The organism is Sphingobacterium sp. MYb382 (assembly GCF_037572665.1).
Classification (GTDB): domain Bacteria; phylum Bacteroidota; class Bacteroidia; order Sphingobacteriales; family Sphingobacteriaceae; genus Sphingobacterium.
The window spans coordinates 169,934-189,272 of sequence record NZ_JBBGZT010000010.1 but is presented as its reverse complement, the minus strand read 5'-3'; the positions used below and the strand labels follow the sequence as shown (position 1 = coordinate 189,272).

The following is a 19,339-nucleotide window of genomic DNA, read 5'->3' as shown; positions in this document are numbered from 1 at the left end:
ACATTCAGCTACTTACACGTAAGTAGGTTTATTCCTCGACAAAAGCAGTTTACAACCCATAGGGCAGTCATCCTGCACGCGGCATGGCTGGTTCAGACTTCCGTCCATTGACCAATATTCCTTACTGCTGCCTCCCGTAGGAGTCTGGTCCGTGTCTCAGTACCAGTGTGGGGGATTCTCCTCTCAGAGCCCCTAGACATCGTAGCCTTGGTAAGCCGTTACCTTACCAACTAGCTAATGTCACGCGAGCCCATCCATATCCTATAAATATTTAAATACAAAACCATGCGATTCCGTATTGTTATGCGGTGTTAATCCGACTTTCGCCGGGCTATACCCCTGATATGGGTAGGTTGCTCACGCGTTACGCACCCGTGCGCCACTCTCACCAAAATAAAGCAAGCTTTATCTTGGATCCCGTTCGACTTGCATGTATTAGGCCTGCCGCTAGCGTTCATCCTGAGCCAGGATCAAACTCTCCATTGTAAAAATGAATTGTTAGAAACCTAACTATTTATAAAATAATTAGAATTGTCTTTTTTTTAATATCTAATTTGAACTGACTAGGTTGATTGTTATTTGTTAACTTTCGTTAGTATAACCAACTACTCGTTACGTTTTCATGATCATTTTCTTAAAGAACTTCTCTCGCCGCCGCGTCGCGCTTTGGCTATATATTTTTCCTATTGCTAGGTTAAACTTAATCTTGTTTGTTTCATACATCCTTGCGATGTGCGCCCTTCCTCTCGGTTGGAACTGCAAAGGTAGAAAAGCTTTTTGATTTTCCAAAATAAATTTTACTTTATTTTCTCTAGCTCCTCTTTCGTTAAATCTAGAAAAACCGCATTTATAATGCCGCTATCCTTGTTTTTAACCCTTTATTTCAATCGTCCCTCCCTTGCGGAGTGGTGCAAAGATAGAAGTTTTATACCCCTACTTCCAAATGTTTTTAGCTTATTTATTAGGAGTTTTTCTTAAGTGCTTGATAACGATACTAGATAATTTTTCCTTGGGTTGGGTTTTGGGGGGTAAATAGGTGGTTTGGATAGGGAATTAGGGCTGTTATTGGATATGCCCCCCCGAGGGGGTTGTTTCTTAGATGCCTAGGCCTTTTTTCCAGCAACTGCAAATTAGTTATGTTTTGCCCCCCATATCCAACTTGTCATGCTGAGTTTGTCGAAGCATCGTGTTAGAATAGCTTACTCCTATATATAAGCAATACCAACCTTGCTTCTGTTCGCTAGTTCTCACCGTTTACCTGCACTGCCTATCGTCCTCGTTTGAAACGAGGATGCGGGAGGATAGCGTTTGCAACGCTGAGTAAGGTCTTTTGCTTAATTATAGTGGGTGTCCTTAGCCAGGACAGGGCTTCACTCTTTTCCTTGATGAAAAGGGTGGCAAAAATCAAGGCTGGCATACGCTGCTATCTCCATTTGTAAATTCCGGAACAAAACTAACTCGCTCCGCTCAGACAGAGTTTTCTTCTTGCGGAATTTACGGCACTACGATTTTACGCAGCAGATGCCTAGGCCTTCTTCTTAGCAACTGCAAATTAATTCTATCGTCCTCGTTTGAAACGAGGATGCCAGAGGATAGCGTTTGCAACGCTGATTGGAGTCTTTTGCTCAATTATAGAACGTGTCCTTAGCCAGGACGGGGCTTCACTCTTTTCCTTGATGAAAAGTGTGGCAAAAATCAAGGCTGGCATACGCTGCTATCTCCACTTGTAAATTCCGGAACAAAACGAACTCGCTACGCTCAGACAGCGTTTTCTTCTTGCGGAATTTACGGCACTACGATTTTACGCAGCAGATGCCTAGGCCTTCTTCTTAGCAACTGCAAATTAGTTATGTTTTGCACTTTCCTTTCCAGGTTGTCATTTTGAGCTTGTCGAAGCATCGTCTTAGAAAGGTTTGTTTGTACAGTCGTCTATCGTCCTCGTTTGAAACGAGGATGCTGGAGGATAGCGTTTGCAACGCTTATTGAAGGCTTTTGCTTAATTATAGTGGGTGTCCTTAGCCAGGACATGGCTTCACCCTTTTCCTTGATGAAAAGGGTGGCAAAAATCAAGGCTGGCATACGCTGCTATCTCCACTTGTAAATTCCGGAACAAAACGAACTCGCTACGCTCAAACAGCGTTTTCTTCTTGCGGAATTTACTACGCTACGATTTTACGCAGCAGATGCCTAGGCCTTCTTCTTAGCAAAGCAAATCAGTTTTGTTTTGAACACATCTTTCTTTTGTACCAACCCATCCAAGTTGTCATGCTGAGCTTGTCGAAGCATCGTTTAGACATATTTCTTGAAATCTCTGTTTATATGCGACCCCGGTGGGGTCGGTTTTTACTAATCATCTATTTTCTATAAAGATGTTACCCCTCCGGGGTGATTATTAGCATATTTTTATTCTTGTTTGGGTAACTGTTACCCTTTGCATCTAAAGAGTAATGATATTAGCCTCTTTTTATTGTTTGTAAGGCTTTTTAAAGGGATTCAATCCGGAGGATTGACATGTTTATAGCCTAGTTTAAATGAAGGTACGACCCCAGCGGGGTCGAATATTATTATCGTCCTCGTTTGAAACGAGGATGCTGGAGGATAGCGTTTGCAACGCTTATTGGAGTCTTTGCTTAATTATAGTGCGTGTCCTTAGCCAGGACGAGGCTTCACCCTTTTCCTTGATAAAAAGTGTGGCAAAAATCAAGGCTGGCATACGCTGCTATCTACGCTTGTAAATTCCGAAACAAAACTAACTCGCTTCGCTCAAACAGAGTTTTCTTCTTGCGGAATTTCCTGCGCTTCGATTTTACGTAGCAGATGCCTAGGCCTTTTCCTTAGCAACTGCAAGATTCAGATTTTCGCACCACATTTTTTCTTTGCACTTTCCTTTCCAAGTTGTCATGCTGAGCTTGTCGAAGCATCACTTAGAACGATGTGAAACCTTGAGAGGAATATAGGAACTTATAGTCGTTAATTGAAAGTATGAATGAATTACTCCTATTATATATGGAAGGTTTATTTGCACTGTCTATCGTCCTCGTTTGCAACGAGGATGCGGGAGGATAGCGTTTGCAACGCTGAGTAAGGTCTTTTGCTTAATTATAGTACGTGTCCTTCGCCAGGACGGGGCTTCACCCTTTTCCTTGATGAAAAGGGTGGCAAAAATCAAGGCTGGCATACGCTGCTATCTCCCCTTGTAAATTCCGGAACAAAACTAACTCGCTGCGCTCAAACAGAGTTTTGCTCTTGCGGAATTTCCTACGCTACGATTTTACGCAGCAGATGCCTAGGCCTTCTTCTTAGCAAAGCAAGTCATTGCTGTTTTGCAGCTCATTTTTTCTTTTGCACTATTATCTCCTAGTTGTCCTGCTGTCATTCGACAAGTTCAGGGGGATACAGCGGCTATCAGCGCACATAGTATATGTATGTGTTCCTTACATATACATGCTTTATATATATTCCTTTTGTTGTATAGCGATGAAGGGTTATTGAATACTAATCGCGCTAGGGATTGGAGCGATTGTTTGAGCTCTTTTGTTTTGGGGTTCGAGCGGTACGCGAGGGGAGCCACAAAACAAAAAGCGAGTGCGGAAAGCCCGACGTAGGGGCGTAATTTAAAAACGCCCCTAACGGAGCGCCCTTATAATATTTTTAAAACCAATTGTTGTTTTTATACCACAATAGGGTGTCGGTCAATCCGCGTTGCAGATTATACTGTGGTGTATATGCTAGTTTGTCTTTTGCTCGTTGGATGTTACAGCTCCAATTCTCGGCTGTTAGTTCGTTGAGACGCTCGGGATAGAGCACGGGTGTTTTATCTGAATTTTTGTAAAACCAGGCGGACAGCTGTGCTATTTTTTCAACAACGGCATAGGGCAAATGCAAACGCATTGGCTTTTTATGTAGTGTTTGTTTAAATATTTCGGCCATCGCATAGCGGTCATATGTATTGCCATCGGTGATATTGAAGATGGTCAATGCTTCCTGGGGCGCTACGCATGCTTTGAGCAGTACATCGACGAGGTCGAGGACATAGACGAAGGATAGCTTTTGTGGTTTGCGACCGATATAGGCGTCTACTCCTTTATGGAGTGTATCAAAAAGAATGAATAGATCTTTTTCGCGGGGTCCATACACTGCTGTTGGGCGAATGATGGTTATCGGCAGCTGTGCAAATTGCTTTTCCAGAAGCTCTTCTGCGGCTTGCTTGCTTCGTCCGTATACGGTTACTGGCTTATTTTCGGCATCATCTTGAATATCGGCATCGCTATATGGACGGGGTCCTATTGCGGCTAGGCTGCTCACGAATACGAAACGCTTTGGCGGTGTTGCTGTAGCGAAGGCTGCTTGGATAAGTCGCTCGGTATAGCCTACATTCACGTGAAACATCTGTGTTTCAGACTTTGCCTTTGTCATTGCAGCTGCATGAATGACGTAATCGTATTGTTCTTCTTGGAATAATGCCAGTAGGGATTCGTTGCTATCGAAATCGGGATATACGAATTTGCTAACATAGGGTTTTATGTCGTCTACTTTGCTAGACTTGCGCACTGCTGCATGCACAACGAAGCCAGCCGCCGTTGCCTGCTCTACGAGGTGAAAGCCGACAAAGCCACTGGCTCCTGTAATTAATATTTTTCCACTCATAGCCCTTTTTGGTACAGGCGATAGCGTTTGTAGAACTCTCCGTTAATTTGCTCGATGGCGTGATTCATCATGTAGTTGTGTTCAAGCATCCATGAGCACTCTGCTCCTATGATGCCTTCTGTTCCTGCATTTTTGATGATTCGACCATAGAGACAGGCTTCGATTCCTTGTTTTCTATAATCATCGAGTACGCCGAGCATCAAGACTCTTAATGTTTTCACTTTTTTCAAACCGAAAAGCAGTTTAAAAATCCCGAAAGGCAACAAACGTCCGCGTTTGATTTTTATTAAAATCTCGTTAATATTAGGTACGCCTAGGGCGAAGCCTATGATTTCATTATCTTTTTCTGCGAGGATACAGAACTTGGGATTGACAATTGTTTTCAGATCTTTTGCTGTATGTGCAAATTCATCGTCTGTCATTGGCACGAAACCTAAGTTTTTATCCCACGCTTTATTGTATACTTGTTGAATTTTCTTCGCTTCGTTTTTGAAATCTTTAAGGTTGATTTCACGTAGCGTGATACCAGAGCGCTGTAGACGTGTTTCTAATTTATCGAGTAATAAAACGGAGCGTTGGCTCGCATTTTTAGTATAAATCCAGTAAGCACGTAAATCTACTTGTTGATTGAACTGCGCATTGGTTAACAAATCGATATAGTACGGCGGATTGTATGGCATCATGGCCATCGGCGGTTTATCAAAACCTTCGATTAACAAACCACAGGTATCGTTTGTTGTTAGATTGATTGGTCCAACTAGTGTTTCAGCACCTTTTGTTGTCACCCATTCTCCTGCCTTTTTCAGTAGGGCATCAGCCACTTCTTGGTCGTTGATAGTTTCAAAGAAACCAAAATGACCTTCCTTCAGATTGTTCTGCTGGTTGTGGTTGGTGTTCCAAATGGCTGCAATACGTCCTACAAGCTTTCCTCCTTTGTAGGCTAAAAAAGCCTGTGAAGTGGAATGCTTATAGAATGGATGCTTTGGAGAAAATAAATCCTGCTGAGCTAAAAAAAGCTCTGGCACATAGTTTGAATCCCCCTTGTACAAATCGTGTGGGAAATCTATAAAAGTAGACAATTGCTTTTTTGTCAGAACAGGAAGTATCTCAATCATGTATTAACTCATAAAAGATTCGACCTCTACTGTCTTGAACACCTTAGCCATTTTCTCTACCGCCTCATCGATTTGGTCGAAAGTATGCGTTGCCATTAGAGAGAAACGAATTCACGACTCTTCTGCTGGTACTGCTGGCGCTACTACAGGGTTTACAAAAACGCCATCATCTTGAAGCATTTTCGTTACGTAGTATGTTTTATCGTTATTGCGGACGAAAATCGGTAGAATAGGGCTTTCTGTAGCGCCTAAATCGAATCCATTTTCTAACAATAGTTTTTTAGCGTAGTGAGTATTTGCCCATAGCTTTTCGATATGCTCTGGTTCTGTTTGCATAATTTCTAACGCTTTTAACGTAGAAGCTACAGATGCTGGAGTCATACTTGCACTGAACATTAACGAGCGTGCTCTATGTTTTAAAAACTCGATGGTATCTGCATCAGCAGCCACGAAACCACCTAGAGAGGCGAATGACTTACTGAATGTACCCATGATTAGGTCTACTTGATCAGTCAACCCGAAGTGGCTTGCTGTTCCGGCACCTTTATCACCGATAACACCTAAGCTGTGTGCATCATCACAAAGGATAGCAGCATCAAACTCATCAGCGATTTTAACCATCTCTGGTAGATTTACGATATCACCTTCCATACTGAAGATACCATCGGTAGCGATTAATTTAAAGCTTTCCTCAGGTAGACGTGCGATTTTAGCACGTAAATCTTCCATATTGTTGTGTGCATACTTAATTACTTTCGAGAATGACAATCTACTACCATCGATGATGGAAGCGTGATTACGATCATCTAGTAAGATATAATCATTACGGCCTGTCAAACATGACAATGGTCCTAGGTTGGACTGAAAACCTGTACTAAATAGCACAGAAGCTTCCTTTCCTACATAAGCGGCCAATTTTTCCTCTAGCTCCACATGAATATCTAGGGTTCCGTTCAAGAAACGAGAACCAGCACAACCTGTTCCATATTTAGCTAAAGCATCTTGAGAAGCTTCAATGATCCGCGGATCTGTTGTCAGTCCCAAATAAGAATTTGACCCGAACATCAAAACACGCTTACCGTCGATAATTACTTCTGTATCTTGTTTAGATTGAATAGGTCTAAAAAACGCATATAGATTATTAGCCTTAATCGGATCAAGTTCACTCTTCAGGAACTTAGACGTTCTTTCACTTAACTTTCCCTTACTCATGCTGTAGGTATTACTATTCTATTGTGATAAAATTACTGTATTATATTGGGTCTATTTACTTTTTGACCCGATAGTAATAATCGTCAAAAGTAAAATAAAAAAACAAAAAACACAATTTAGCTTCTCAAAAGTCGTTTATAGAGTGAAACCGTGGTTAAACTATCAATAACCTACTAAGAGTCAGTAATCAGATTGTATTTTGCCCAAAAAACCGGTGCAAACATACGAAACTTCCGTCGATTTAACATCATAATCAATACATATAAGTATCATAAAATTAAATTATTGTTAAGATATTAGCAATAGTTTAGGATTAAAAGTTATATAAAAGTATAAAATCGCTATTTTTGTGTTTTAACAATTGAAAATGGGAATAGCAGCTAACGTCAATATCAAAAACAAAAGAGCCTCTTTCGAGTATCATTTATTGGACCGTTATGTAGCAGGTATTGGCCTGCTAGGTACGGAGATTAAATCTATTCGTGAAGGTAAGGCCAACATTAACGACAGCTTCTGTTCTTTTCTTGATGACGGACTGTATATCAGAAACATGCACATCGCAGAATACTCTTTCGGCTCGTTTTATAACCACGAAGCTAAGCGTGATCGCAAGCTTTTATTGACGAAGAAAGAGCTGAAAAAACTACGTGAAAAAGGCGAAGAAAAAGGCTTCACTATTGTTCCGTTACGCATCTTTATCAACGAACGTGGTTTTGCTAAAATTGAAATTGCCTTGGCTCAAGGTAAGAAGGATTTTGATAAACGTGATACAATTAAAGAGCGCGAAAGCAAGCGTGAACTAGACCGTGTAATGAAGCGTTAATTTCTTCTATCCTGCCATGATGTATTGTCCTGGGGTTATTCCTTCGCGTTGTTTAAATAGGCGTACAAAATAGTTGATATCAGAGAATCCCGCTGAGAAACAGGCTGTTTTAACACTTTTAGACTGCGCGAGTATTTTTTTTGCATAGGCGATACGCTCTCGGATGACAAACTCCATAGGGCTTACTCCTAACTCCGTTCGAAAAGCTCTACACAAGGAGCTTTTACTCATTCCGGCTCGTTCACAAAGTTTGTCTACATTTATTTTCTCGGCTATATTTTCCTGTATATACCTTTTCAGGTATGCAAATTCGGAATTATTGGTATTAGCATTTTCATCGAGCACCAATAGTCCTTGTATTTGCATGATTCGTATTAGGAGCTCTTTCAGCACCAAATTGGCGAGTGCTTCTTTGTGTAAATTCCCACTTAAGCTTACTTCAAACAAACGGTTGGTCAGGGCTACGAGCTCTGCATTATTGCTGAAATGAAACTTATCAAGCTGAAAGGACCAGTTACTTTTTTCTTGCTGCTTGGGATAGAAGGCATTTAGCTGCTGCACGACATCTTGTATCATCTCTTCGGCTACTGTAATGGCTGTACACTGCGTTGGTGAGGCCAGTTGTGCTTCGGGAAAATCTATTTTCATGCGCGTATATTCGGGCAGAAGTAATGTTTCTCCAGGCTGATAATCGAAAGCAATTTTATCGGATAGATGCATTACTTTCTTTCCTTTTATCATATTGATGATTACCAAATCGGTGAACTGCAATGGCACCTGCCGTTCTATTTCATAGGTTTCAAATATATTTAGCTCAAAATGCTGAAGCGTAAAGGCACGTCGATTTTCGACCAATGTATTTAGCTCCTTCGTACTAGAAAAAGGTAATACCTTTAATAACTGATTGTGCTGCATAAATCGTCTCCTTACTTTTAACGCTACTCTCAAATATAAGAAAAACAAGCGATTAAGCCAAGTGCTCCTTGGGTCTATTATGCTATGGTTTGGCACAAAAATGCTAAAGAGGGTGATGCTCTTCGTTTATATTTGTTATCTATAAACCTCGATAAAAATTAAGTAAACATGAGCACCATTCAAAAACCAACGTTCAAAGAACGTTATGATAATTACATTGGGGGTAAGTTTACCGCTCCCCTTTTAGGCAAATATTTTGATAACATATCGCCTATCGATGGCAAAGTATTTACGCAAGCCGCGCACTCTTCAAAAGAAGATATCGACTTGGCTGTGGAAGCTGCGAGCAAAGCTTTTGCGGTATTCAGCAAAACCTCTCCTACCGAACGTAGCATCCTTTTAAACCGTATTGCGGACCGACTGGAGGAAAACTTAGCTTATATCGCCGCTGTAGAAACTATCGACAATGGTAAAGCTGTACGCGAGACGCTTAACGCTGACATTCCTCTAGCTATTGATCACTTCCGTTATTTTGCTAGCGTTATTCGCGCTGAAGAGGGATCCATCAATGAACTAGACCAAGATACGGTTTCGATTATTCTGCATGAGCCTATTGGTGTTGTTGCACAGATTATACCTTGGAACTTCCCAATTTTAATGGCTGTATGGAAATTGGCACCAGCGTTGGCCGCCGGAAACTGTGTTGTTTTAAAGCCTGCTGAGAGCACGCCTATTTCTATTTTAGTATTGATAGAGCTTATTGCTGATCTACTTCCTCCTGGCGTGATCAATGTCGTTAATGGATTTGGAGGGGAGCTTGGCCGTGCCTTGGTTACCCACCCTAAAGTTTCTAAAGCGGCATTCACTGGATCTACGGCTACAGGGCGTTTGGTTATGCAGTATGCTACAGAAAATATTATTCCCGTTACATTGGAATTGGGGGGTAAATCGCCTAATATTTTCTTCAACTCGGTAATGGATCATGATGACGACTTCTTGGATAAAGCTATCGAAGGGGCTGTCTTATTTGCTCTTAACCAAGGAGAAATTTGCACCTGCCCTTCTCGTTTATTAATCCAGGAGGATATTTACGAGGCTTTTATTACGAAAGTTATTGAGCGTGTTAAGAAGATTAAGATGGGTGACCCGTTAGATCCAAATACGATGATGGGTGCACAGGCGTCTAAAATACAAAAGGACAAGATTCTTTCATACATTAAATTGGGTAAGGAAGAAGGTGCTGAGGTTTTGATTGGTGGTGATGAGAACTTCCATGAGGATGGTTCTTTAAAAGATGGCTACTATATTCAGCCTACACTTTTCAAAGGGCACAATAAGATGCGTATCTTCCAAGAGGAGATTTTCGGGCCAGTATTGGCGGTGACGACTTTTAAAGATGAGGCTGAGGCACTAGCTATTGCCAACGACACGATTTATGGTCTTGGTGCTGGCGTATGGACACGCGATGCGCACCAACTTTACCAAATACCACGCGCTATACAAGCAGGTCGTGTTTGGGTTAATCAATACCACTCCTACCCTGCTGGTGCTCCTTTTGGGGGGTACAAGCAATCGGGAATTGGTCGTGAAAATCATAAATTAATGCTGGACTACTATCGTCAGACTAAAAACATGCTGATTTCTTATAGCAAACAGAAGTTAGGATTTTTTTAGTTCCCTAATACGCTACAGGTGTTCTAGCTTTGGCTGGGGCACCTTTTTTATTTATTAAAACGTTTACCGATGAAAGAACGATTAATTATCACCGCAGCGGCGCGCGATTTGATTCATGAGCTTGCTGAAAAACATGGAGACTTGATGTTCTACCAGGCTGGCGGATGTTGTGAGGGCACACAGCCGCAATGTTTTGAAAAGGGAGGTTTCTTCCCTCGGATGAATGACGCCATGATTGGGTTGGCCGAGGGTTATGAATTTTGGGTTGACCGCGACCTTTTCGAATATTGGCAATTTTCGGAGTTTACGCTTGATGTGTTGGATGGCTTTGGCCCGGGAGGTTTTTCTTTGGAATCATCTTTAGGCAAGACTTTCAAGATTCACTACCGCTTGTTCAGTGAGGCGGAGCTTAAGGACTTGACACCCGTGCTTCGTAATGCATAAAGGCGGTGTTTTCATTAAACAACCGCCTTTATACTATTAATCTACATCTAGTCCTTCTAATACTGGAATAGGTTTTTTCTCGTCGTTCAACGCGACGAAGGTAAATGACCCTTGTATAGCGAGGTCACGTCCATCTTCATACATCTTTTCGACGAAGACTTGCACTTTAACCTGAAGGCTGGTACGTCCTATGCTTTCAACGCGCGCTATTGTTTCTATTATGCTTCCTGAAGGGATTGCTTTTTGAAAATCAATCTTATCCGACGACACGGTTACCATCCGTTTACGACAAAAGCGTGTAGCTGCCATAAAAGACACTTCATCCATAATAGCCATGGCCTTACCGCCAAACAGGGTATCATGATGATTTGTTAAAAAAGGGAACACCGTTGTACACACACGGGTTTCTGAAATTTCAAAACGTTCTTCTAATGTCATATCTCTTTCTCTTTAAATCTTTATTCACTATCGGATTTCTCTACCTCTACGCCAATTCCTTTCAGCAGCATGGAGGCATTGAAAATGGTACATTTACCGTTTTTAAGCTTATAATCAAATAACATTTCTCCTTCTATCACTTGAATATCAAAGTGAAAGTTCCTTACTACCGTTGGATATTCTTCAGCAAGGGAGGAAAGCTGTAAGTCGTGGGTAGCAACCATGCCCTTTCCTTCTTCAGCGATTAATTTTTTAATAATTGCTTTTGACCCTAGATATTTATCTACGGAATTTGTTCCACGCAACATTTCATCGATTAGGAAGAAGCTATTTTTCACCGTTGCCACTGTTGTCAAGATAAATTTCATACGGTCGAGCTCTGCCTTGAAGGTGGATGTACTCTCGTTGAGTGAATCTTTGATACGCATATAGCTTATCAAGCTGTAGATTGGCAAGGCAAACGAACGTGCACAGGTAACGGCACCGGCATAAGCTAGTACAGCATTAATACCTACTGTTCTTAAGAAGGTACTTTTACCTGCCATGTTTGAACCTGTAATTAAGGCTATGCGGTGATCTTTACTCTCGTAGTCGTTTGCTACGGCATGTTTTATGGCTATCAGCGGATGGTTTAGGGCTACAGCATGAATAGCATCTTCCGTAGGGCTATCCAACAGTGTTGGCATACACCAATCGGGATTATTTCTTTTTAAAACAGCTAATGAATTCAGTGCTTCAAATTCGGCTATCACATCGAAGGCTACCAATACATTGTCGGCATACTGCGATTTCCATTTCACTATTTTCAACACATATTTGAAGTCCCATAGCATAAACATATTCAAGAGGCTTCCGACAAGCATATTGTTTCTAGCATCGAGATTGTTAATTAATCCAGACAAGCTACGAAAAGCAAAAGAGAGCTTTTTATCATCTTGAACAAGACTTTGCTGTAGTTCTTTATTTTTTTGTGCTTTAAACGTTTCTTCCTCTACTAAGGCTATTCCTTCAGCATAGGCTGCTAATAGCTGACCTACTTTATCTATGCGGCTTGAGAACAAGCTTACTTTCCCGGCCATGGCGAGCGTCCAAATCAAATGGATTACCGCCAAAACACCGATATAGTTCCAAATAGGTTGCACAAAGATGGATATACCTACCGCAGCAAGGAAGATAAATGGAACGAGGGTAACATATATTTGCAGGAGCTTATTACCAAAAGAAAGTGATGCATCTTGGAAATAGCGTGCTAAGAATGCTTTTACATCCGTTGCATTGGAAAGGTTGAATAGTAGCTTAGTTTGAAAATCTTGACTCCAATTTGTTTTGGTTTCCAGCTCTGCTGACGCCTCTTGTCGTGCTAACGCTTCATCTTTTGTTCCTGCTTTATCAAACCAACTGGCTAATATATTCACCCCTTGGGTAGTCGCACAACGGTTTACTAAGGTAAATAGGGAATATTTACCAAAAACATCAAGATCACCAGAATAAGGATGCTTGCCAGCTTCGAAACTTTCACCTTCATTATAGATTGTTTTGCGCTGCTCGTGCAGTGTTATTTCATTCTCGTTAACTCGCAAAAAGGCTAACTTATTGGCTCGTACTTTCTCTAGACGGCTTTGACGCTGAATTAAAAAGGCGAATAACAGAACAATAATTAAAGCGAGTATGCATACTAATACTATACTTTCTTGCTGAAAGCTGTAGAATAAACTGGCTCCACCGACGATGATTACAAACAAACGCGCTAGACTATTTACATTGATTGATTTATCTAAGTCTTGCAGCGTCGTTTTGGTTGCCTCTATATTTTTCTTATAATTTTCGTATACCATGGTCTAAAAATATAAAAAGCTTGGCAAACCAAGCTTTTAAATTCATAAATATTATCTTTTGCTTACCAAGCTTGGTCGCCCACCAAAGGCACAAAGCGGAAGGTATCTAATTCTATTCGTTCGAAGTCGTTCTCTCCTACGCGGAGGATAGTAACCATTTTTTGTGATTTTTCATCGCCAACAGGGATTACAAGCAATCCGCCTAGTGTCAATTGCTTTAACATCAACTCGGGTACAAAAGGAGCTCCTGCGGTTACAATAATTTTATCGTAGGGAGCATGTTCGGGTATTCCTTTAGAGCCATCACCTAAGAAAAAGTTTGGCTGATACCCCATATAGGGAAGTACTTGACAGGTTCTATTGTATAGATTTTCTTGACGCTCGATGGTAAACACTTGTGCTCCTAGCTCCAGCAGCACACAGGTTTGATAGCCCGACCCGGTACCGATTTCCAACACTTTATCTCCACTTTTAACGTGTAAAAGTTCTGATTGATAAGCGACTGTATACGGCTGCGAGATTGTTTGTCCATCCCCGATAGGGAAGGCTATATCACGATAAGCCTGATTCCAAAAGGTCTCATCGAAAAAAAAATGACGAGGCACTTTACCAATAGCTTGCAGTACACGCTTGTCTTCAATACCACGTTCTTCTAAAAGATTAACAAGTCGCTTGCGTGCACCTCTTTCTCGGTAATTATCTATAAATTTATATGCCATCGTTCCCCAAAAATACCATTGTTAAGGCACATTTCGCCTATCTAAATACAAATTATTTACACTCAAGCTTCTATAACTTCATTCCTTTATCTATCTTAGTCGCTCATCGATTTACTTATTAAACTATGAAAAAATTATTTAGTTGCTTATTGGCAATTTTTGCTTTTTCCCAAGTTCTTTTTGCGCAAGACAACAAAACTGCTTCTACCGAAGATGGTATTATCAAGGTACTCGCTATTGGCAATAGCTTTTCGGAAGACGGCATTGAAAACTACCTTTATGAACTGGCTGCTGCAACCGATAAAAAGATGATTATTGGCAACCTTTACATTCCTGGCGCTCCGTTAGAGCTTCATGTTAAAAATACAATTGCAGATAAAGCGGCCTACAACTACCGTAAGATAGATGTTACGGGTAAAAAGAACGTAACAAAAGATGTCAGCATTGCTCAAGCACTGGCGGAGGAACATTGGGATTATATAAGCTTCCAGCAAGCAAGCCCTACTTCTGGTCAATATGAAACGATTATAGCAAGCCTACCTGATTTAATGAAGTATGTGCGTGAGCGTGTTCCTGCGGACACCAAATTTGTATACCACCAAACATGGGCTTATCAGCAAGATTCTAAACATGCGGGCTTTGCGAACTACCAAAACAATCAATCTATCATGTATAACAGCATTGCTGCTGCTTCTAAGAAAGTATTTCAAGGCGGAGGTTTCACGTACCTTATCCCTGCTGGCACAGCCGTACAAAATGCCCGCACGAGTAGCTTGGGAGACCATTTAACACGTGATGGCTACCATTTGCAGTTGGACTACGGTCGTGTTACTGCAGCTTGCACTTGGTATGAGAAATTGTTTAAAGAGGATGTCCGTAAAAATACCTACAAGCCTGAGAAGGTTACGGATCAACAGGCAACTATTGCTAAACTTGCTGCACATTTGGCGTGTAAAAAACCGTATAAGGTTTCTAAAATAAAACTATAATTAACTTCGCTACGCGAATAAAAAAGCGCTACTGCAAATAGACAGTAGCGCTTTTTTATTTTCTTAAGTGTATTTCTTTACTCTTATAAAGAGTCGACTAACTCTTTATAAGCTTTTTAATTCTATCTTCAAAAAGAGCTAATGATTCCCTTTCTTTATTTATAAAATCATTGTCAGCTAAAGCGCCAATCACTTCTTCCATCTCTGCATAGGAATCATAAACCATCTGCTTAAATGGATTCTCATAATCTTTCTGCCTTGCCTTGACGATATGTGCATATATCCATTGTTTCGTCGTTTGTGCTTCTAGCAATAAGCTGCTCACAAAGCTTTCATCCCATTCTGCCAAAGGAATCCCTGTGATTTCCACTAAGGACGCTAAGCCATGCAAGGATTTATCCGCTAAATAATCTGTACTGCTTTGGTGATAATACTGGTGCACTTCTTCCCATTGATTTATGTTGCCTGTACGTATTTGGTCCAATAGAAAATCAAGCTTTTCTACGGGTAGCAGCTGTCCGCCGACATTGCTTACGTCAAATCGTGCTACAGAAAGGTCTCGAAATTCGGACAGAAGCGTTGCTATAGAAGTCGTTTCTAACCTACTAATTAACTGCATTATTCCATAGTAACGAATCATGCGTACATATAGCTGATAGGCTTCATACGGTTTTGCTAAGATCACTTTACGCTTGGAATACTCCACATTGTGTAGCAACACCTCACCTACAGGCAAAGGATTGCCGGCTTGCAAAAGCTGCTTCCCAAAAGCACGCTGCTCATCTTCTGCCGCGAATGTCCCAAAAGTACGCCCTACTGCCGTTTCTATCTCCGCCAAAGCGGTAAACATCTCGTTAATAGTATCAGGGGCTAAAACATCATACTCTATGTACTGATGCTTATACTTCCGTTTATCCCTTGCAGTAAACTTAGAAGTATTACGCATGAGGGCATACATATTGTACATAAACCAGTAAGCAGGCAATACCAAAAGGCTATTGGTGGCTGCTTCATTACTTACTAGACAGAATGGAAACTTAATATCCAACTCATGCAGGAAGTCACCTTTCACAATCAAGGTGTATGAAGCAAATCGGGAGTTATGCTTTAAGCTGACACATAAACCTGGCCAGAAGCCTCGTCCAGCGACGATTTCGCCATCTGCAGCCCTAGAGTTGTGATTAGACCCTACGGTAGCGCCAGCAGCCATATTACTCTGTCCTTGGATTAATGCAGCGCATAAAAATGAATTGTTATGGTGTTGCTCGTGCGCTGGAAACAAGAGTGAATTCAGCACCTCACAACAGGAAATCGTGGAGTTGTCGCCTAAAAAAGCATTTATCAAACGAGCTCCATATTTTAACTGTGAAAAGGAAGAAAGCACGAAACGTACAGCCTTCACACCGTAGAAAATACGACAGCCATAACCTATGATACCATTCACCAATTCGCATCCTTCTCCTATTTGGGTGAAAGCCTCTTCGGAAGAGTTTATGGTTAGATTTTTCAACTTATTAACACCTTTGATATAGGCATCAGTTCCAATCTTAACATCTTTGATCGTATGCGTATTCTTAATCACACAGCGTGCACCGATGGTGCTATAAAAGCCACGCTCTTTGGAGAATCCATTTTCTGTAATTTCCTGAAAACGCTTTTGCAAAACTTTATCTGCTCGATTGCGAGACCACAAATACACGTCAGCGGCCTGCATACCATCAAAAGGTAAAACGGAGCGTCCTCCATTCTCATTACATAACTCTAAATGTATACGTCGCTCTTCGCTATCGCCTGTTTTCAGAATACCGTTTCCAAACTTAGCATTATCACTGGTCATCATCTCGTTGATGTTGGCCAATATTACTTCATCACCTATGATAAAATGAGCCATAGACTGTACCTCATGTACAGCTACTGTATCGCCAAAATCGCAACTTATCACGGTAGAGTTATAGATTCCTGCAGGCAATCTTAGGTCACGATAGTTTAGATAAACAGCCTCCATATCACCAATACGGACTTTCCCATAGAAATTAACATGTTTTATCAATTCGGGAAGAAACGTGTCTGTCACCCAGATATCTTGCCAGTTAGCAGCATAATTATCTTGTTTTTTCAAGATTTCAATCTCCTCATCGTGGAGATTACGATACTGCTTGTTCGTTGCTAGCTGCCTGTTGCGTTGATGGTATTCATCGCCTTGAATCAAATATTCATCGGCGACGAAGCCATAGCCTAAACGACTTAAAGGTTCTTTTTTTACTACTGCCATACTTCCCTTATTCTACGGTTACTGATTTGGCTAAATTGCGCGGTTTATCGACATCTAATCCACGCAGCACCCCAATATGGTAGGATAAAAGTTGTAATGGTACTACTGATAAAATTGGTGCTATTACTTCATCTACTAGTGGCACATAAAGCAAATCGCTAGTTAAATCGGCAAGGGTCTTCTCTCCCGTTGATGCTACAGCTACAAGACGTCCTTTACGGGCTTTAATCTCTTGCATATTGCTGACAATTTTATCGTGATAGCTATCTTTGGTCGCTACAAAAACTACCGGTAGCTCTTCATCAACCAAGGCTATAGGTCCGTGCTTCATCTCTGCGGCAGGGTATCCTTCCGCATGGATGTAGGATATTTCTTTTAGCTTGAGTGCTCCTTCGAGCGCTATTGGGAAGTTATAGCCACGTCCTAAGTATAGGAAGTCACGCGCATCTTTATACTTTTCTGCAATAGCTTTAATAGCTTCATCTTGGGTATCTAAAATCCATTGTACATGGGTAGGCACCTCGGCTAAATCATTGATTAATCTATGATAGCGTTCTTGGGATATTGTATTTTTTAATGTTGCTAATTTTAAAGCAAACAGATATAATACAGCTAGCTGTGCTGTAAAGGCTTTGGTACTCGCCACACCGATTTCTGGTCCAGCATGTGTATACGCCCCTGCGTGGGATAATCGTGCGATAGAGGATCCTACGACATTGACTAATCCGAATATGGTTGCTCCTTGCTGCTTCGCATTTTCTAAGGCTACCAAGGTATCTGCTGTCTCTCCACTTTGTGAAATCGCTATAATTACATCCTTATCGGTGATAATTGGATTGCGATAGCGGAATTCGGAAGCATATTCTACTTCTACGTTTACCCGACATAGCTCTTCGATGACATATTCAGCCAACAGTCCGGCATGCCAGCTCGTACCACAGGCAACGATAATGATACGGTTTGCTGCCAACAGCTTATCAGCTATCTTGTCAATGCCGCTAAGTGTAATCGTCTGCTGCTGCATATCCAATCGTCCACGCATAGCGTCGAAAATAGTTTTTGGCTGCTCATAAATTTCCTTTAACATAAAATGGTCAAAACCATTTTTCTCTATCGCCGCTAACTCTAGGTCTAATTGCTGCACGAAAGGTGTTAGCGTTTCATTTCCTAGGTTTTTCAGAATCAGCTCGTCTGCTTTTACGATGGCTAATTCATAATCGTTGATATAAACGACCTCTTTGGTATACGCTAACATAGGTGATGCATCAGAGCCTAGATAGTGTGCGCCTTTACCGATACCTATCACCAACGGGCTTCCCTTACGGGCAGCAATAATCGTGTCGGGCAGGTCTTTATCTAAAAGTAAAATCACGTAAGCGCCTACAATTCTTTTTAAAGCTACTCGCACAGCCTCTTCTAAAGTACATGCGTTATTGATTTTTATATCTTCGATAAAGTTTAATAAAACCTCGGAGTCTGTATCACTTTGAAAGGTATATCCTTTCTGCACAAGCTCTTCTTTTAGTTGCGCATAATTTTCTATAATTCCGTTATGAATCATCGCTATGTTTCCGGAATTGGAGTAATGCGGATGTGCATTACGATCGGAAGGTTCTCCGTGTGTAGCCCATCGTGTATGTCCAATGCCTACGAGGGATTGCACATTTTTACCCTGAACAAAATTCTCTAGGTTACTGACCTTACCTTCTTTTTTATAAACGGCTACTTTATCACCTAAATGAAGGGCTACCCCCGCACTATCATAGCCACGATACTCTAACTTTTTTAATCCATCTAACAATACAGGATAGGCTAAATCAGTGCCTATATAACCAACTATTCCACACATATTATCTTTATTATTTTAAACGATTAATCGGTTGTAAAGATAAGAAAATGAGGTTTTGCAATCGATTGTTTCACAATATTTTAGGACTACGCAAAAACCTGCAAGAACAATTAAGAACAAAGAGAAAAAGAGGTTAAAAAAGGGCAAACATGCATTATTTCAGGGTTTATATCATGCATAATCAGGAATAGCATTTTGTCATCTCCTTTTTAGGCTTAGAGGAGCATCCCCATAAAACGTCATTATTTTCATTTCTGCAGTGACTTCTTAAAGTGTTTTCCATTTTGTTGTTTTGATTGTTTTATAATGAAAAAAATTAGGTGGTGGAGCTTAGAGTTTTCAAAGATCTCACGAACTATTTTAGTGTTTGTTGATGGGGGTATTATACTGATGTAGGCTCGTGGTTT

The 19,339-nt window shown here is 41.0% G+C and carries 13 protein-coding genes and 1 rRNA gene; 4 read left to right on the top strand and 10 right to left on the bottom strand.

Going from position 1 to position 19,339, the window contains the following annotated elements; all coding sequences use genetic code 11:
• From WH223_RS04290 to spt, 4 genes are all read right to left on the bottom strand, one after another.
• Positions 1 to 486: ribosomal RNA gene (locus WH223_RS04290) — 16S ribosomal RNA — on the bottom strand; the annotation flags it as partial.
• A gap of 3,165 nt (positions 487 to 3,651) precedes the next feature.
• Positions 3,652 to 4,647, bottom strand: a complete 996-nt coding sequence (locus WH223_RS04285) for an NAD-dependent epimerase/dehydratase family protein (protein WP_340046299.1) — start codon at positions 4,645 to 4,647, stop codon at positions 3,652 to 3,654.
• A complete protein-coding gene (locus WH223_RS04280) occupies positions 4,644 to 5,762 on the bottom strand; it encodes a hypothetical protein (RefSeq protein WP_340046297.1) in 1,119 nt (372 codons plus the stop codon). Before WH223_RS04280 ends, WH223_RS04285 begins: the two co-directional genes overlap by 4 nt.
• A 111-nt stretch (positions 5,763 to 5,873) precedes the next feature.
• Positions 5,874 to 6,974 (bottom strand): serine palmitoyltransferase, encoded by a 1,101-nt coding sequence (spt, locus tag WH223_RS04275; protein WP_340046296.1) that lies wholly within the window; start codon positions 6,972 to 6,974, stop codon positions 5,874 to 5,876.
• Between the two features lie 367 nt (positions 6,975 to 7,341).
• Between spt and smpB the strand changes: the two genes are divergently transcribed.
• Complete coding sequence (smpB, locus tag WH223_RS04270) at positions 7,342 to 7,797, top strand: SsrA-binding protein SmpB (RefSeq protein WP_340046295.1); 456 nt, start codon at positions 7,342 to 7,344, stop codon at positions 7,795 to 7,797.
• 6 nt (positions 7,798 to 7,803) lie between these two features.
• Here the strand turns inward: smpB and WH223_RS04265 are convergent, their stop codons facing one another.
• Entirely contained in the window at positions 7,804 to 8,712 is a 909-nt protein-coding gene (locus tag WH223_RS04265) for an AraC family transcriptional regulator (RefSeq protein ID WP_340046294.1), read from the bottom strand.
• 168 nt (positions 8,713 to 8,880) lie between these two features.
• Between WH223_RS04265 and WH223_RS04260 the strand changes: the two genes are divergently transcribed.
• Both WH223_RS04260 and WH223_RS04255 read left to right on the top strand, forming a co-directional pair.
• Positions 8,881 to 10,386: an aldehyde dehydrogenase family protein gene (locus WH223_RS04260; protein WP_340046292.1), complete on the top strand. Its 1,506-nt coding sequence runs from the start codon at positions 8,881 to 8,883 to the stop codon at positions 10,384 to 10,386.
• Between the two features lie 69 nt (positions 10,387 to 10,455).
• Positions 10,456 to 10,830 carry a DUF779 domain-containing protein gene (locus WH223_RS04255; protein ID WP_340046291.1) on the top strand — a complete coding sequence of 125 codons (375 nt, stop codon included), beginning with the start codon at positions 10,456 to 10,458 and terminating at the stop codon, positions 10,828 to 10,830.
• Positions 10,831 to 10,866: 36 nt separating this feature from the next.
• Here WH223_RS04255 and WH223_RS04250 read toward each other — a convergent pair whose 3' ends face one another.
• The 3 genes from WH223_RS04250 to WH223_RS04240 all read right to left on the bottom strand — a co-directional run bounded on the left by WH223_RS04250 (position 10,867) and on the right by WH223_RS04240 (position 13,822).
• Complete coding sequence (locus WH223_RS04250; RefSeq protein ID WP_340046290.1) at positions 10,867 to 11,268, bottom strand: acyl-CoA thioesterase; 402 nt, start codon at positions 11,266 to 11,268, stop codon at positions 10,867 to 10,869.
• Positions 11,269 to 11,288: 20 nt separating this feature from the next.
• The gene (locus tag WH223_RS04245) at positions 11,289 to 13,103 is read right to left on the bottom strand and encodes a MutS-related protein (RefSeq protein WP_340046289.1); all 1,815 of its coding nucleotides are present in this window, start codon (positions 13,101 to 13,103) and stop codon (positions 11,289 to 11,291) included.
• Between the two features lie 62 nt (positions 13,104 to 13,165).
• On the bottom strand, positions 13,166 to 13,822 hold the full coding sequence (locus tag WH223_RS04240) for a protein-L-isoaspartate(D-aspartate) O-methyltransferase (protein WP_340046288.1): 657 nt from the start codon (positions 13,820 to 13,822) through the stop codon (positions 13,166 to 13,168).
• Positions 13,823 to 13,947: 125 nt separating this feature from the next.
• On the opposite strand from WH223_RS04240, the gene WH223_RS04235 reads away from it, so the two are divergent.
• Positions 13,948 to 14,811, top strand: coding sequence for a DUF4886 domain-containing protein (locus WH223_RS04235; protein WP_340046287.1), 864 nt, complete (start codon positions 13,948 to 13,950; stop codon positions 14,809 to 14,811).
• 97 nt (positions 14,812 to 14,908) lie between these two features.
• Here the strand turns inward: WH223_RS04235 and WH223_RS04230 are convergent, their stop codons facing one another.
• Entirely contained in the window at positions 14,909 to 17,083 is a 2,175-nt protein-coding gene (locus WH223_RS04230) for a DUF4954 family protein (RefSeq protein WP_340046286.1), read from the bottom strand.
• 7 nt (positions 17,084 to 17,090) lie between these two features.
• Positions 17,091 to 18,932, bottom strand: coding sequence for a glutamine--fructose-6-phosphate transaminase (isomerizing) (gene glmS / locus WH223_RS04225; RefSeq protein WP_340046285.1), 1,842 nt, complete (start codon positions 18,930 to 18,932; stop codon positions 17,091 to 17,093).
• Positions 18,933 to 19,339 lie beyond the last annotated feature (407 nt).